Here is a 13,453-nt window from a genome sequence, read left to right as displayed (position 1 = left end):
TGCGCTCTGTGGGTGTCCTCGGCGTGTCCGCGCGTCCGACGCTCACTGGTGACGCTCACTGATGCCGGGACGGGCGGGTACGGGGCAGCAGGAACGCGGCGATGACCAGCCAGATGAGCCCGCCGAAGCGGACGACCGGCAGCAGGTAGGCGAACGGGTCGGCGATCAGCGAGAGCAGGGAGACCATGCCCGCGGCGGCCAGCGCCAGCCCGGTCCAGGTCAGCGGGCGGGGCAGCAGGCGGGTCATCAGCCCGGTCACCGAGACGCCGGAGACGAGCATCGCGAATGTCACCGAGTAGGCGACACCGCCCGACAGGAACGACAGGTCGGCCAGCGCGCGGGCCAGGGCCGGATCGGCGTCCATGGGCAGACGGCCGCCGGCCCAGCCGAACAGCGCGCTGCCGCTCAGCGCCACGGCCGCCAGCACCCCGCCCACCAGCGTGATCGCCGAGCCCGGTGCGGTGATGCCCAGTGCTCGCAGCCGTCGGTAGAGCACCGCCGCCAGGAGCGCCAGTGGCGTGGCCGAGGCGAGGAGCAGGAGCGAACCCAGCTCGATGGTGGTGCCGTTGTCCCGGGCGTACCGCAGGACCTCCTCGCCGGAGGCGTCGGGGCGTGGGATCGAGCTGTTGACGACGACGTAGCTGATGGTCAGGACGGCGAACGCGAGCACGGGTGCCAGCAGCGGGGGTCCGCCCTGCGGGCGGCGGGTGGGGGTGTGCTCGCCGGGGGCGGTCCGGATGGAAGGGGTGGGGGACGTCCGGGGGGTCGTGCTGGGCATGGCTTCTCCTCCGTTGGTCGGTCGGGCAACCGATACAGAAGAGAATGATTACAAGATGAAACGATTGTCAAGCGAGTATGATGTCCGCATGGGAATGACCAACGAAGGTGAACGGCCACCGGGCCCGCCCCCGCCCCCGACCGGTGCCGCCTTCCTGCTCGCCCAGCTCGGCGCCCACGCCGCCGAGCTGTTCGCCGAACGCCTCGCCGAGCTGGATCTGACCCCGCCGCAGAGCGGCCTGCTCCGGCTGCTGGCCGACTCACCGGGCCGCAGCCAGCGCGAGCTCGCCGACGACCTGGGCATGCCGCCGAGCCGATTCGTCGCCTTCGCCGACGAACTGGAGGAGCGCGGGTTGATCGAGCGCCGCAGGAACCCTGCCGACCGGCGCCTGTACGAGGTCCATCTGACCGACGAGGGCGGGAAGTTGCTGGAAGGGCTGCGGAAGGTGGGCGCGGAGCACGAGTGCCGGCTGACCGATGGCCTATCGGGGCAGGAGCGGGATCAATTGACCGGCCTGCTGCGGCGGTTGGCGGACCGCCAAGGCCTCAGCCCCGGCGTTCACCCCGGCTTCCGCTCGATGCGCACCGAACGCACCGAACGCACCGGCCGCCGGGCAGGCCGCCGGAGCGGACGCTAGCTGAGCCGGTTCGGCCGGGCCCGCGGATCGACGTCAGCGCACCGCGTAGTCGCCCAAGGACGGCTCCAGCAGGTCGAAGACCTGCTCGGCCGATCGGGTTGCCGCGGTGGCGATTTCCTCGGTGGGGTGGCCTGCGCGGGTGAGGGCCTGGACGTGGTGGAACAGGGTGCGGTGGGCGGCGGTGAGGAGGGCGGCCGCGGCTCGGGGGGTGAGGTCGTCGGGGGTGGGGTCGTCGGGGGTGGCCGTGGTTTCGGCGGTGAGGACTTCGGCCAGGGCTTCCTCGCGTTGGTCGTGCAGTTCGCGGAGTCTCGCGGTGAGGGTGGGGCTGTCGGTGAGCATGCGGGCGAACTCCGGGCTGGAGAAGCCGGCGACGGGGTCGTGACGTTCGACCGCGGCCAGGTATGCGCGGCGCAGCGCGGTCAGGGCGGATTCCCCGGTCGGGCGGTCCGCGACGGTCCGGGCCAGGGCGGTGGTGATGGTCTCGTGGTAGTCGAGGGCCAGGTCTTCCTTGCGCGGGAAGTAGTTCGTGACCGTCATCTTGGCCACCTGGGCGGCCGTCGCGATCTCGGCGATGGTCACCGCCTCGAAGCCGCGCTCCATGAAGAGCCGGGTCGCGGTGTCGGAGATCATCTGGCGCGTCTGCCGCTTCTTCAGCTCACGCAGTCCTGCTGTCATGGCCCCATCCTCGCATGGGCGGTTCTAAGATTGTGGTTGACCTAAATTTGGGTTCGGGCTATTTTTCTATCCGTCCGTCACCACGGACCATCCCGATGTCACTACGGACCATCCCGAGGAGTGCGCTTGAACCTGCGGCTGATGAGCGTGCACGCCCACCCCGACGACGAGTCCAGCAAGGGCGCGGCCACGCTGGCCAAGTACGCCGCCGAGGGGGTGGAGGTGCTGGTGGTCACCTGCACCGGAGGGGAGCGTGGCGATGTGCTCAACCCCGCCATGGACCGGCCCGGTGTGCGGGAGAACCTCGCCGCGATCCGGCGGGACGAGATGGCGGAGGCCCGCCGGATCCTGGGGGTCCGGCAGCACTTTCTGGGGTTCGTCGACTCGGGGCTCCCGGGGCCGGGCGAGCCGCTGCCCGAGGGCTGTTTCGCGCTCGCACCGCTGGAGGAGGCGGCCGGGCGCCTGGTGGGGCTGATGCGGAGTTTCCGCCCGCATGTGGTCGTCACGTACGACGAGACCGGCGGCTATCCGCACCCGGATCACATCAGGACCCATGAGGTGACGGCCGCCGCCTTCGACGCGGTGGGGGAGGCCGGCCGCCATCCCGGGGCGGGTGTGCCCTGGCGGCCGTTGAAGCTGTACTACCAGGGCGGTTTGTCGCGGCCCTGGTTCCAGGCCATGCACGATGCCCTGATCGCGCGGGGCATGGACTCGGGCATGGGGGAGGTACTGGCCGAACTGCCCGAGGCGGGGTCCGGGTCCGGGCTGGAGATCACCACGCGGGTGCCGTGCGCGGAGTACTTCGCGACCAGGGACCGGGCGCTGCTCGCGCACGCCACGCAGATCGACCCGAACGCCGGGTTCATGCGTCACGATCGTGACGTTGAGCGGCAGGTCTGGCCCACTGAGGACTACCACCTGGCCCGGTCCCACGTCGTTGTCGACGTCGGCGTCGCGACTCCCGAGGACGACCTGTTCGCCGGGGTGCGGCGCCCCGAGCGGCCTACGGCGGCGGCAGGTGCCGCAGCTTCTCCGGGTTGCGGATGATGCGGATCTCGGTGATGCGCCCGCCCTCGACCTCCGCACAGGCGACCGTGTCCGGGCGGCCCGCGACCGTGAGCAGCAGTCCCGGCCGGCCGTTGACGTCCACCAGGTGCACCTGGGGGTCCTCCATCGGCTGGGCGATGACGGCGGCGAGGAAACGGGCGACCTTGTCCGCGCCCCGCTGCGGGCGGAGGGCGGCCTTCACCTTGCCGCCGCCGTCGCTCCACGCCGTCACATCGGGGGCGAGCAGCTCCATCATGCGGTTCAGATCGCCGCCGAGACACGCCGCCAGGAACTCCTCGGTGACGTGCCGCCGCACCTCCGCCGGGGCGTCGTAACGCGGTCGGCGGGCCCGGACATGGGCCCTGGCCCGGCTGCCCACCTGCCGTACGGCCGCCTCGCCGCGGTCCAGCATTCCGGCGATTTCCCGGAAGGAGAAGCCGAACACCTCCTTGAGCACGAAGACCGCCCGTTCCAGCGGCGACAGACTCTCCAGGACGACGAGCATGGCGAGCGAGACGGACTCGGCCAGCTCCACCTCCTCGCCGATGTCCGGCCGGGTGACCAGCGGCTCGGGCAGCCAGGGCCCGACGTACCGCTCGCGGGTGGCGGCGGCCGAGGTGAGCCGGTTGAGCGCGAGGTTGGTGACCGTACGGGCCAGATAGCCCGCCGGGTTCTGCACCGGCGTGGACACCTGACTGCAGCGCAGCCAGGCGTCCTGCACCACGTCCTCGGCATCGGCGACGGAGCCGAGCATGCGGTAGGCGATGCCGAACAGCATCCGCCGGTGCTCTTCGAAGGTGGTCGTGTCGATCACGCCCGCGACGGTACCTCGCAGGCGTCCGAGAAGCCCTGGCTGGTCAGGCCGAAGGCGCTGTTGACGCGCGAGCGGTAGTTCTCCAGGCCGACCATGGCGGTGAGTTCGACGAACGCCGCCTCACCCAGCCGCTCGATCAGGGCGGCCGCGAGCTCATCGGTCACGCGGGGCTCGGTCTCGGTCATCGCCTCGGCGTAGTCCAGGACGAGCAGCTCAAGATCGGTGAAGGCCTCCTGGTGGTCGCGCCACCGCGGCACCTTGGAGATCTTGTCCATCGGCAGCCCCAGGTTGTCGGCCTCCCAGTGGCCGAAGTCCATGCACCACGAACAGTTGATCCTGGCCGCCGCGGCCATGACCGCGAGGTGCTTGAGGCCCGGGTCGAGGCGGTTCCACTTGGCGGCGCCGCGCTCCTGCCGTACGTAGGTGAGCAGCACCCGCGGATTGTGGCCGACGGCCAGACCGGGGTCGAGCACCTTGCCGTAGGTGCGCCGGGAGTACCAGGCGCCGATGCGGTTGAGCAGGGTGCTGGGCGGGGTGAGCGGGATACGGGCCATGGCGGGTTCTCCATCGTGTCGTACCTGTGGTGGCAATGCTTCCGCAGGTACGACAGGGCGGCCCGCCGGAGTGTGACATCCGCCCGGCCGCTAGGGCCGATTCAGCACTCGATGACGTTCACCGCGCGCGCACCAGGCCGGCCGTGGACGAGGCCGCCGAGGCCGAATGGTTTTCCGGGGCGGGTACCGCGGGGATACAGTCCGGCCAGGGACCGGACCGGGACCAGGGGAGGGGCCGGTGTGATCGAGATCGTCACAGTGGGCGCGCTTACCGCATTCCTCGCGGCGGCGGGGAACGGCGCGGCCGGAGAAGTCGGCAAGCAGGTGCTCCTGTCGACGGGGGCGCTGGTGAGACGGACCCTGGGCCGGGAGACGCCGCTGCCGGCCACCGCGGAGGGGTGGGAGGCCCTGGCGCGCCAGATGCATCCGCGCCTGAGTGAAGACGGCCGACGATCCGGCGAGTGGGCCCTTCTGCTGCGGAGCCTGCCGGACGCGGCGGTGGCGCTGCGCCCCGTGGCGGGACTGCCGCCCGCCACGCGGGACTTCACCGACCGCGAGGCCGTCCTCAAGCGGCTGAAGCGGGAGGCGACCCGCGCCGCGGACGGGCGGCCACGGGTCGCGCTGCTGCACGGCCCGCCCGGCATCGGCACCAGCGCGGTGGCCCTGCACTGGGGCGCCGCCCAGATCGCGCGGTACCCCGACGGGCAGTTCTACGTCGACCTTCGCGACGCCGCCGGAGACCATGGCCCGGAACCGGCCGCCGTCCTGCTGCGCCTGCTGCGGCAGATGGGCGTCGAGCCCGAGCGGATTCCGCCGGCCGAGACGGGACGTGAACAGCTTTATCGGCGGTTGACGGCGGGCCGCAGGGCGTTGGTGGTGATCGACCACGCGTCCTCGGTCGCGCAGGTCCGCAACCTCATTCCGGCCACGCCGGAGGTGCTCTTGCTGGTGGTGGCATCGGGCCCGCCGTTCGCTCTGGAGGCGGAGCGCATCGCCGTCCCTCCGCTGAGCGAGCGGGACGGCTTAAGGATGCTGAGGAAGGTGGCCGGTCCCGAGAGGGTCGCGCGGGCCAAGCCGCGGATGCCCGTCCTGCTGGACACCTGCGCGGGCAACGCCTTCGCCCTGAAGGCGGCGGCGATGCGCCTGCTGACCGACGAACCGCCCTTCCCGGACCCGTCCGATGAGCCCCCGGGGCGCGATCCGGTGCACACCATGACGCAGGACGCGTGTCGCCGTCTCGGGCCCGGGACGGCGCGGCTGTGCCGACTGACCGCGCTGGGCGGCTGGCCCGCGATCGATGCCCGGCTGGCCTCGGACGCCGCCGCCGTCGCCGAGGAGGAGGCCGCCCGGATGCTCGCCGCGGCGGCGGACGCGCAGTTGGTGGAGTCGGTGGGGGACGGACGTTACCGCTTCCGGCCCGAGGTGCGCCGCCATCTGGCCGACGCCGCGGGCCCCGAGCACGGGATCCCGGAGTGCTTCGCGGCGGTGTCACGGGCGCTCGACGGCCTGCTGAATCGAGCGCTGCACGCCGCCCACGCCGCCCTGCCGCAGAGCTGGCGGACCGAGCCCGCACCCGAGCGGGGGACTCCGTACGGTGACGCGGCCGAGGGCATGGCGGCCCTGCTGGCCGAGGCCGGGAACCTGGTGCGGGCGGTCTCCGTGGCGGACGAGTACCAGCACACCGACACGGCGCTGCGAGTGGCCCGCGCGCTGTGGCCACTTCAGCTGAAGGCCGGACACTGGGACGAGGTGCTGCCCGCCCTGCGGATCGCGGCCCGGTGTGCCGACGAGCATCAGCCGCGTTCCCGTATGGCGGGCGCACTGCACTTCCAACTGGGCCACTGCCTGGGCGAGTTGGGACGGTGGGAAGAGGCCGATCACGCGGTGCGCGCGGCCGTCGCCTGCGAGCGCGCCGCGGGCCACTTACGGGGCGAGGCGTCGTCCGTGGAGTTCCTGGGCCTGCTGTGCTTGAACCGATGGCGGTACGAGGCGGCGTACGAGCGGTTCGTCGAGGCGGAGGGCGTCTACCGGCGGATCACCCCCGGCCAGGAGGGCGCGCAGGACCTTCCGCGTGCCCTCGCCTTGATCGGGCGTCACCAGGGACGCGCCCTGCGCGGCCTGGGGCAGCTGGCGCAGTCCCGCCTTCGCCTGGAGACCGCGCGGGACTTCTTCGCGGAGCGGGGAGAGGCGTACAACCAGGCCCGTACCCTCACGGACCTCGCCGAGACGCTGCACGACGCCGGTGAGGACTCCGAAGCCCTGACGAAGATCGCTGAGGCTGAGCGCCTGCTCAGGCCGGAAAGGGCGACTCCGCACCTGGGCTATCTGGCCCGTCTGCGGCTGCGCTGCGAGGCGGCCGAGCAGGCGGAGTAACGGGAGTCACCGTCACCGGGTGTACGCGGTCGGCCGCGTGCACCCGGAGCGTCGTCCCACCCGGCGCCACCGCACCGCCGCCCGCCAGCCACGCGTACAGCGCGGAGGCGTAGGCCGCCGGATCGGCATCCGCTTCCGGGCCCGCCGACAGCCGCAGCACGCCGTGATCCCGGCCACGCACGGCACAGCTGTGCGGGCCGGTCACATAGACGGCGAGCGAGCAGTGCGGATACCGGTGCAGCACCTCGGCGGTCCACTCCTCCGGGTCGCCCATGCGGGGGTCGTCCGGCTGCCCCTCACGGAAGATCACATCAGCCGGCGCCAGGCTGCTGGGGTCCCGGGTGTCCTCATGTACGGCGAGGTGCCTCTCGCCGACCGCGTCGTACGGGTGCCCCGTGGAGCGCTCGATCTCGATATCCGCTCCGCGGACGCGCGTCCGGACATCCAGGGGAGCCGTACGCGGTGGGGGCTCGTACGGCGGCAGCGGCAGCGGCTCCAACAGGGCGGGAGCCGCGGGCTCCGGCAGATCCATCAGCGTGTAGAAGAGCCTCCGCAGCAGTGCCGCCGACGCGCCTGGGGCCGAGCTGGTGAACTCCGCCGCACCGGCCACCGGGCGATGCCGCGCCAGCAGGTCCTCCAGCTGTCCGCGCAGCGGTCCGTACGGGTCGAGCCGAGGGGCTTCCCGGACGAACGTCGCGAGCGGCGCCTCCGGGTCCAGCCGGTCCTGTGTGGCGGACGCGAGCAGTACGGGGATGTCCAACGCCGCGGCGTAGTAGGACACCGCTCCGAAATCCCCCAGGACGACATCCGCCGCCAGCAGGGCCTGTCGCCATGCGTGCACGGGGTCGATCAAGGTCAGTCCGCTGCGGCGGGCCCGGTCCAGCCAGACGCGTATCTGCCCCGGGCCGTGCCCGTACCAGATGTTCGGATGCAGTACGGCCGCCAGCCGGTAGTCGTCAGCCGGCAGCTCGGAGGCGAGCCGGGGGAGCAGGCTCGGCAGGATGTCCTGGTCGCCGCCGGTTCCGAAGAAACCCTCGGGATTCCAGGTGGAGTTCAGTACGACGAGCCGCTGGCCCCGGCGCACGCCCAGGGCGCGGCGGAACCGCTCCCGGTGGGGACGCCCGGCCAGCATGCGGTCGAAGCAGGGGTCGCCGGCGAGTGCGGATACTCCTTCGGCTTCCGGGCACACCCGCCGCAACCGCTCCAGCTGCTCCGGGTGTGAGAGGACGAGGCCGTCCACGAGGGGCTTGCCGTCCGCCAGCAGCCACTCCGGCGACAGGCCGAATGTCGGTTCGTGGTTCGTGGTTCGCGGATCGCGGATCGCGGATCGCGGATCGCGCAATTTCTTAGTGTATCCCACTCCGTGCGACAAGATGGCCAATTTGCCTTTTATGTCCTGGAGTTGGCCGCCGAAGCTCGCGGCGATCGCCAGCGCGACCGGTGTTGCCAATGCCTGCTCCCAGGGCAGCACGGGCAGGCCCAACTCCGCGAACAACTCGCCGATTCCGGCCTGAAACGCGGATGACTCGGTCGAGGTGACCAGGAGTTGTACCCGGAAGTCGTCGTGGAACAGCGGCAGCACGTCCAGCAGCCGGCCGGCGGACGTGACGTTGTGCACCACCAGGAGTACCCGTCGGCTCGTCGCCCGGCTGGCCCAGCGTTCCGAGTCCTCCCCGACCGGCACCCGTATCGCCGGACCATCGGCCGATCCCACTCGCCGTCCCCTTCGTCAGCACTCGATGACGTTCACCGCGAGCCCGCCCCGCGCCGTCTCCTTGTACTTGACCTTCATATCCGCGCCCGTCTGCTTCATCGTCTTGATGACCTTGTCGAGCGAGACATGGTGGCGGCCGTCGCCGCGCAGGGCCATCCTCGCGGCGGTGACCGCCTTGACCGAGGCCATGCCGTTGCGCTCGATGCAGGGGATCTGGACCAGGCCGCCGACGGGGTCGCAGGTGAGGCCGAGGTTGTGCTCCATGCCGATCTCGGCGGCGTTCTCCACCTGCTCCGGGGAGCCGCCGAGGACCTCGGCGAGGCCGCCGGCGGCCATCGAGCAGGCGGAGCCGACCTCGCCCTGGCAGCCGACCTCGGCGCCGGAGATCGAGGCGTTCTCCTTGAAGAGCATGCCGATGGCGCCCGCGGCGAGGAGGAAGCGGATGACGCCGTCCTCGTCGGCGCCCGGGACGAACCGGGTGTAGTAGTGCAGGACGGCGGGGATGATGCCCGCCGCGCCGTTGGTGGGGGCGGTGACCACGCGGCCGCCCGCCGCGTTCTCCTCGTTGACCGCCATGGCGTAGAGGGTGATCCACTCCATGGCACGGGCGCCCGGGTCGCCCTCGGAGCGCAGGGCGCGGGCGGCGGTGGCGGCGCGGCGGCGGACCTTGAGGCCGCCGGGCAGGATGCCCTCCTGGGACATGCCGCGGGCCACGCACGCCTCCATGACCTGCCAGATCTCCAGCAGCCCGGTCCGGATCTCCTGCTCCGTGCGCCACGCCTTCTCGTTCTCCAGCATCAGGGCCGAGATGGACAGGCCCGTCTCCTGGGAGAGCCGCAGCAGCTCGTCGCCGGTGCGGAAGGGGTGGGTGAGGACGGTGTCGTCGAGCTTGATGCGGTCCTCGCCGACCGCGTCCTCGTCCACCACGAAGCCGCCGCCGACCGAGTAGTACGTCTTCTCCAGCAGCGGATGGCCCTCGGCGTCGTACGCGCACAGCGTCATGCCGTTGGCGTGGTACGGCAGCGAGCGGCGGCGGTGCAGGATCAGCTGGGCCGAGTCGTCGAAGTCGATCTCGTGGCCGGGGCCGATCTCGGCGCCGAGCAGCCGCAGCCGCTTGGTGGTGCGGATGCGCTCCACCTCGCCGTCGGCCGTATCGACGTCGACATCGCGCGGGGAATGGCCCTCCAGGCCCAGCAGCACGGCCTTCGGGGTGCCGTGGCCATGACCGGTGGCGCCCAGGGAGCCGAAGAGCTCGGCGCGGACGGACGCGGTGTGGGCCAGCAGGCCCTCGTTCTTCAGCCGGCGGACGAACATCCGCGCGGCCCGCATCGGGCCGACAGTGTGCGAACTGGACGGGCCGATGCCGATCGAGAAGAGGTCGAATACGGAAATGGCCACCGGGGGACTCCTTCGTCGGCACGCCGGGGGAAGCGTGTGCCCGCCGGGGAAGCGTGCGGGCCGTGCATGGGGTGGTGCGGGTGGTGCGTGGGTTGGTGCGGGTGGTGGGTGGCGGGGGCGCGCCAGGGCGGGCGCGCCCCCGGGTCCGCGTTACTCCGGGTTGCTCCGGCTTACTTGGGCAGGTGCGAGTACAGCGGGTGCTTGTCGGCCAGGGCGGTGACCCGTGCCTTCAGCGCCTCCGCGTCGTACGACGGCTTGAGCGTCTCCGCGATCACGTCGGCGACCTCGCGGAAGTCCTCCGCGGTGAAGCCGCGCGTGGCCAGCGCCGGGGTGCCGATCCGCAGACCCGAGGTGACCATCGGGGGCCGCGGGTCGTTCGGGATCGCGTTGCGGTTGACCGTGATGCCGACCTCGTGGAGCCGGTCCTCGGCCTGCCGCCCGTCCAGCTCGGAGTCGCGCAGATCGACCAGGACCAGATGGACGTCGGTGCCGCCGGAGAGGACGGCGACGCCCACCTCTCGGACATCGTCCTGGGTCAGGCGCTCGGCGAGGATCCTGGCGCCCTCCAGCGTGCGCTCCTGGCGCTCCTTGAACGCCGCGCTCGCCGCCACCTTGAAAGACACCGCCTTCGCCGCGACCACATGCTCCAGCGGACCGCCCTGCTGGCCCGGGAAGACCGCCGAGTTGATCTTCTTGGCCAGGTCGGCGGTGGAGAGGATCACGCCACCGCGCGGACCGCCCAGGGTCTTGTGGGTGGTGGTGGTCACCACATGGGCGTGCGGTACGGGCGAGGGGTGCAGCCCGGCCGCCACCAGGCCCGCGAAGTGGGCCATGTCGACCATCAGGTACGCGCCGACCTCGTCCGCGATCCGGCGGAAGGCGGCGAAGTCCAGCTGGCGCGGGTACGCCGACCAGCCCGCGATCACCAGCTTGGGGCGGTGCTCCTTGGCCAGCCGCTCGACCTCGTCCATGTCGACCAGACCGGTCTCGGCGTCCACGTGGTAGGGCACCACGTTGTAGAGCTTGCCGGAGAAGTTGATCTTCATGCCGTGGGTCAGATGGCCGCCGTGCGCCAGGTTCAGCCCCAGGATGGTGTCGCCGGGGGAGAGCAGGGCGAACATCGCGGCCGCGTTGGCCTGGGCGCCCGAGTGCGGCTGGACGTTCGCCGCCTCGGCGCCGAAGAGCTCCTTCACCCGGTCGATGGCGATCTGCTCGACCACGTCGACGTGCTCACAGCCGCCGTAGTAGCGGCGGCCGGGGTAGCCCTCGGCGTACTTGTTGGTCAGGACCGAGCCCTGGGCCTCCATGACCGCCGACGGAGCGAAGTTCTCCGAGGCGATCATCTCCAGGGTGGACTGCTGGCGGTGGAGTTCGGCGTCGACAGCAGCGGCGACGTCCGGGTCGAGCTCGTGCAGGGAGCTGTTCAGAAGCGACATCGAGGGTCCCGATCGAATAAGGAGGGTCAGTTTTCGGCGAAGGCGGTGTACTCGTCGGCGGAGAGCAGGTCCTCCGGCGCGCTCGTCACCCTCACCTTGAACAGCCAGCCGCCCTCGAAGGGGGCGGAATTCACCAGCGCCGGGTCGTTCACCACATCCTCGTTGATCTCGGTGACCTCACCGGAGACCGGCGTGTACAGGTCGCTGACCGACTTGGTGGACTCCAGCTCACCGCAGGTGTCACCGGCGGAGACCGTGGAGCCGACGTCCGGGAGCTGGACATAGACGACATCGCCGAGCGCGTTGGCCGCGAATTCGGTGATGCCGATCGTCGACACGCCGTCCTCGCCGGCGGCCGACAGCCACTCGTGCTCCTTGCTGTACCGCAGCTGCTGGGGGTTGCTCATGGTCCGATTCTCCTGGATACGGGGGAGTGCTTGGGAAACGGGTCTTAGCTGGTGGGATGCGGCGCCGAGGGACACGACGCCCAGGTGCCGGGGGGACGCGATGGGCCGGGGCCCCGCACGTGCGCGGAGAAGCTCAGCGCCTGCGCTCGGAGAAGCTCAGCGCTCGCGCTTGTAGAAGGGGAGCGCCACGACCTCGTACGGCTCCCGGGTACCGCGGATGTCCACGAAGACCCCCTCGGCGCCGGGCCCCGCGTACTCCGGGTCCACGTACGCCATCGCGATCGGCCTGCCCAGCGTCGGGGAGGGCGCGCCCGAGGTGACCCGGCCGATCGGTGAGCCGTCGGCGGCCACCACGGGGTAGCCGGCGCGCGGCACCCGGCGGCCTGAAGCGACCAGGCCGACCAGGGTGCGCGGGGTGACGGTGTCCGCCTGGCGGGACGCGGCCTCCAGGGCCTCGCGGCCGACGAAGCCGCCCGGCTTGTCGAACTTCACCACCCGGCCGAGCCCCGCGTCGAAGGGGGTGGTGTCGGTGGTCAGCTCGTTCCCGTACAGCGGCATGCCCGCCTCGAGACGCAGGGTGTCCCGGCAGGAAAGACCGCAGGGCACCAGGCCCACCGGGGCCCCCGCCTCGGTCAGCGCCTCCCAGACCCGCTCGGCGTCGTCCGGCGCCAGGAACAGCTCGAAGCCGTCCTCGCCCGTGTAGCCGGTGCGGGCGATCATGGCGGGGACGCCCGCGACGGTGCCCGGCAGCCCGGCGTAGTACTTCAGCCCGTCCAGGTCGGCGTCGGTCAGGCGCTTCAGGATCCCCGCGGACTCGGGCCCCTGGACGGCGAGCAGCGCGTAGGCGTCGCGGTCGTCCCTTACGGTCGCCTCGAAACCGCCGGCCCGCTCGGTCAGCGCGTCCAGCACCACCTGGGCGTTGGCGGCGTTGGCCACGACCAGGAACTCCTCGTCCCCGAGGCGGTAGACGATCAGGTCGTCCAGGATGCCGCCCTCGTCGTCGCAGATCATGGTGTAGCGGGCGCGGCCCACGGCGAGCGCGGACAGCCGGCCGACCAGGGCGTGGTCCAGGGCGTCCCCGACCCGAGGACCGATGAGAGAGATCTCACCCATGTGGGAGAGGTCGAAGAGCCCGGCGCGGGTGCGCACCGCGGTGTGCTCGTCGCGCTCGCTGCCGTAGCGCAGCGGCATGTCCCAGCCGGCGAAGTCGGTCATGGTGGCGCCGAGCGCGCGGTGCCGCGCGTCCAGCGCGGTACGGCGTGGGGTGGGCGGGGCGTCGGTCACGATTCAGGCTCCAGGGGTCGGGGTCGCGCCACGGCGAGGACGGACGGCAAGGACGCGTGCGTCCTCCCCATCTGTCATCGGAACCTGAGAGGTTCGCCGTGACGCCCGTAAGGGGCCCGACTTGCACCTTGGGTGGAGCCGCGCCCGCGCGGCCCGCTTTTCAGATCTGCCTCGTCCGCGCGGTATCGGGGCCTGAGAGATTCAAGGGAGGACTTGCTCCTTCGGCGCCCTGGACACCCGGCACGGATGCCGATGGCCAAGGACTCTCCCGCGCGGATTCAAGCGGCCGGTATGGAGTTGCGCGGACATCATCGCATGTATGGCCGAGAAGGGAAG

General features: G+C 71.6%; 12 protein-coding genes and 1 riboswitch. Of the genes, 3 read left to right on the top strand and 9 right to left on the bottom strand.

Going from position 1 to position 13,453, the window contains the following annotated elements; all coding sequences use genetic code 11:
* Positions 1–55: 55 nt before the first annotated feature.
* The gene (locus tag JK364_RS13580) at positions 56–778 is read right to left on the bottom strand and encodes a DUF4386 domain-containing protein (RefSeq protein ID WP_230991886.1); all 723 of its coding nucleotides are present in this window, start codon (positions 776–778) and stop codon (positions 56–58) included.
* 88 nt (positions 779–866) lie between these two features.
* Here JK364_RS13580 and JK364_RS13575 point away from each other — a divergent pair, with 88 nt between their 5' ends.
* A complete protein-coding gene (locus JK364_RS13575; RefSeq protein ID WP_201851059.1) occupies positions 867–1,415 on the top strand; it encodes a MarR family winged helix-turn-helix transcriptional regulator in 549 nt (182 codons plus the stop codon).
* A 33-nt stretch (positions 1,416–1,448) separates the two neighbouring features.
* Here the strand turns inward: JK364_RS13575 and JK364_RS13570 are convergent, their stop codons facing one another.
* Positions 1,449–2,090 carry a TetR/AcrR family transcriptional regulator gene (locus JK364_RS13570; protein WP_201851057.1) on the bottom strand — a complete coding sequence of 214 codons (642 nt, stop codon included), beginning with the start codon at positions 2,088–2,090 and terminating at the stop codon, positions 1,449–1,451.
* 141 nt (positions 2,091–2,231) lie between these two features.
* Here JK364_RS13570 and mca point away from each other — a divergent pair, with 141 nt between their 5' ends.
* Positions 2,232–3,137, top strand: a complete 906-nt coding sequence (gene mca, locus JK364_RS13565; RefSeq protein WP_230991937.1) for a mycothiol conjugate amidase Mca — start codon at positions 2,232–2,234, stop codon at positions 3,135–3,137.
* Here mca and JK364_RS13560 read toward each other — a convergent pair.
* Positions 3,094–3,951: an RNA polymerase sigma-70 factor gene (locus JK364_RS13560; protein ID WP_201851054.1), complete on the bottom strand. Its 858-nt coding sequence runs from the start codon at positions 3,949–3,951 to the stop codon at positions 3,094–3,096. The two genes, mca and JK364_RS13560, sit on opposite strands and share 44 nt — an antisense overlap.
* Entirely contained in the window at positions 3,948–4,505 is a 558-nt protein-coding gene (locus tag JK364_RS13555; protein ID WP_201851052.1) for a carboxymuconolactone decarboxylase family protein, read from the bottom strand. The genes JK364_RS13560 and JK364_RS13555 overlap by 4 nt, the downstream gene beginning before the upstream one ends.
* A 240-nt stretch (positions 4,506–4,745) precedes the next feature.
* Between JK364_RS13555 and JK364_RS13550 the strand changes: the two genes are divergently transcribed.
* Entirely contained in the window at positions 4,746–6,878 is a 2,133-nt protein-coding gene (locus JK364_RS13550; RefSeq protein WP_201851050.1) for an ATP-binding protein, read from the top strand.
* On the opposite strand, the gene JK364_RS13545 is transcribed toward JK364_RS13550, so the two are convergent.
* From JK364_RS13545 to gcvT, 5 genes are all read right to left on the bottom strand, one after another.
* A complete protein-coding gene (locus JK364_RS13545; protein WP_201851048.1) occupies positions 6,796–8,592 on the bottom strand; it encodes a hypothetical protein in 1,797 nt (598 codons plus the stop codon). The two genes, JK364_RS13550 and JK364_RS13545, sit on opposite strands and share 83 nt — an antisense overlap.
* Before the next feature lie 15 nt (positions 8,593–8,607).
* Positions 8,608–9,990, bottom strand: coding sequence for an L-serine ammonia-lyase (locus JK364_RS13540; RefSeq protein WP_201851046.1), 1,383 nt, complete (start codon positions 9,988–9,990; stop codon positions 8,608–8,610).
* 170 nt (positions 9,991–10,160) lie between these two features.
* Positions 10,161–11,426, bottom strand: coding sequence for a serine hydroxymethyltransferase (gene glyA, locus JK364_RS13535; RefSeq protein ID WP_201851045.1), 1,266 nt, complete (start codon positions 11,424–11,426; stop codon positions 10,161–10,163).
* Positions 11,427–11,452: 26 nt separating this feature from the next.
* Positions 11,453–11,833 (bottom strand): glycine cleavage system protein GcvH, encoded by a 381-nt coding sequence (gcvH, locus tag JK364_RS13530; RefSeq protein WP_201851044.1) that lies wholly within the window; start codon positions 11,831–11,833, stop codon positions 11,453–11,455.
* Between the two features lie 156 nt (positions 11,834–11,989).
* Positions 11,990–13,117 carry a glycine cleavage system aminomethyltransferase GcvT gene (gene gcvT / locus JK364_RS13525; RefSeq protein WP_201851043.1) on the bottom strand — a complete coding sequence of 376 codons (1,128 nt, stop codon included), beginning with the start codon at positions 13,115–13,117 and terminating at the stop codon, positions 11,990–11,992.
* 170 nt (positions 13,118–13,287) lie between these two features.
* Positions 13,288–13,398: riboswitch (glycine riboswitch) on the bottom strand.
* Positions 13,399–13,453: the final 55 nt, after the last annotated feature.

This window comes from Streptomyces endocoffeicus (assembly GCF_016741935.1).
GTDB lineage: Bacteria > Actinomycetota > Actinomycetes > Streptomycetales > Streptomycetaceae > Streptomyces > Streptomyces endocoffeicus.
Note: the sequence above shows the minus strand (reverse complement) of the source record. Positions and strands in the feature narration are given on the sequence as shown.

Excerpts from the sequence above, each read along its gene's own strand:
- JK364_RS13570 (WP_201851057.1), bottom strand. The coding sequence starts at position 2,090 with ATGACAGCAGGACTGCGTGAGCTGAAGAAGCGGCAGACGCGCCAGATG.
- JK364_RS13555 (WP_201851052.1), bottom strand. The coding sequence starts at position 4,505 with ATGGCCCGTATCCCGCTCACCCCGCCCAGCACCCTGCTCAACCGCATC.
- JK364_RS13575 (WP_201851059.1), top strand. The coding sequence starts at position 867 with ATGGGAATGACCAACGAAGGTGAACGGCCACCGGGCCCGCCCCCGCCC.
- JK364_RS13580 (WP_230991886.1), bottom strand. The coding sequence starts at position 778 with ATGCCCAGCACGACCCCCCGGACGTCCCCCACCCCTTCCATCCGGACC.
- mca (WP_230991937.1), top strand. The coding sequence starts at position 2,232 with ATGAGCGTGCACGCCCACCCCGACGACGAGTCCAGCAAGGGCGCGGCC.
- gcvH (WP_201851044.1), bottom strand. The coding sequence starts at position 11,833 with ATGAGCAACCCCCAGCAGCTGCGGTACAGCAAGGAGCACGAGTGGCTG.
- glyA (WP_201851045.1), bottom strand. The coding sequence starts at position 11,426 with ATGTCGCTTCTGAACAGCTCCCTGCACGAGCTCGACCCGGACGTCGCC.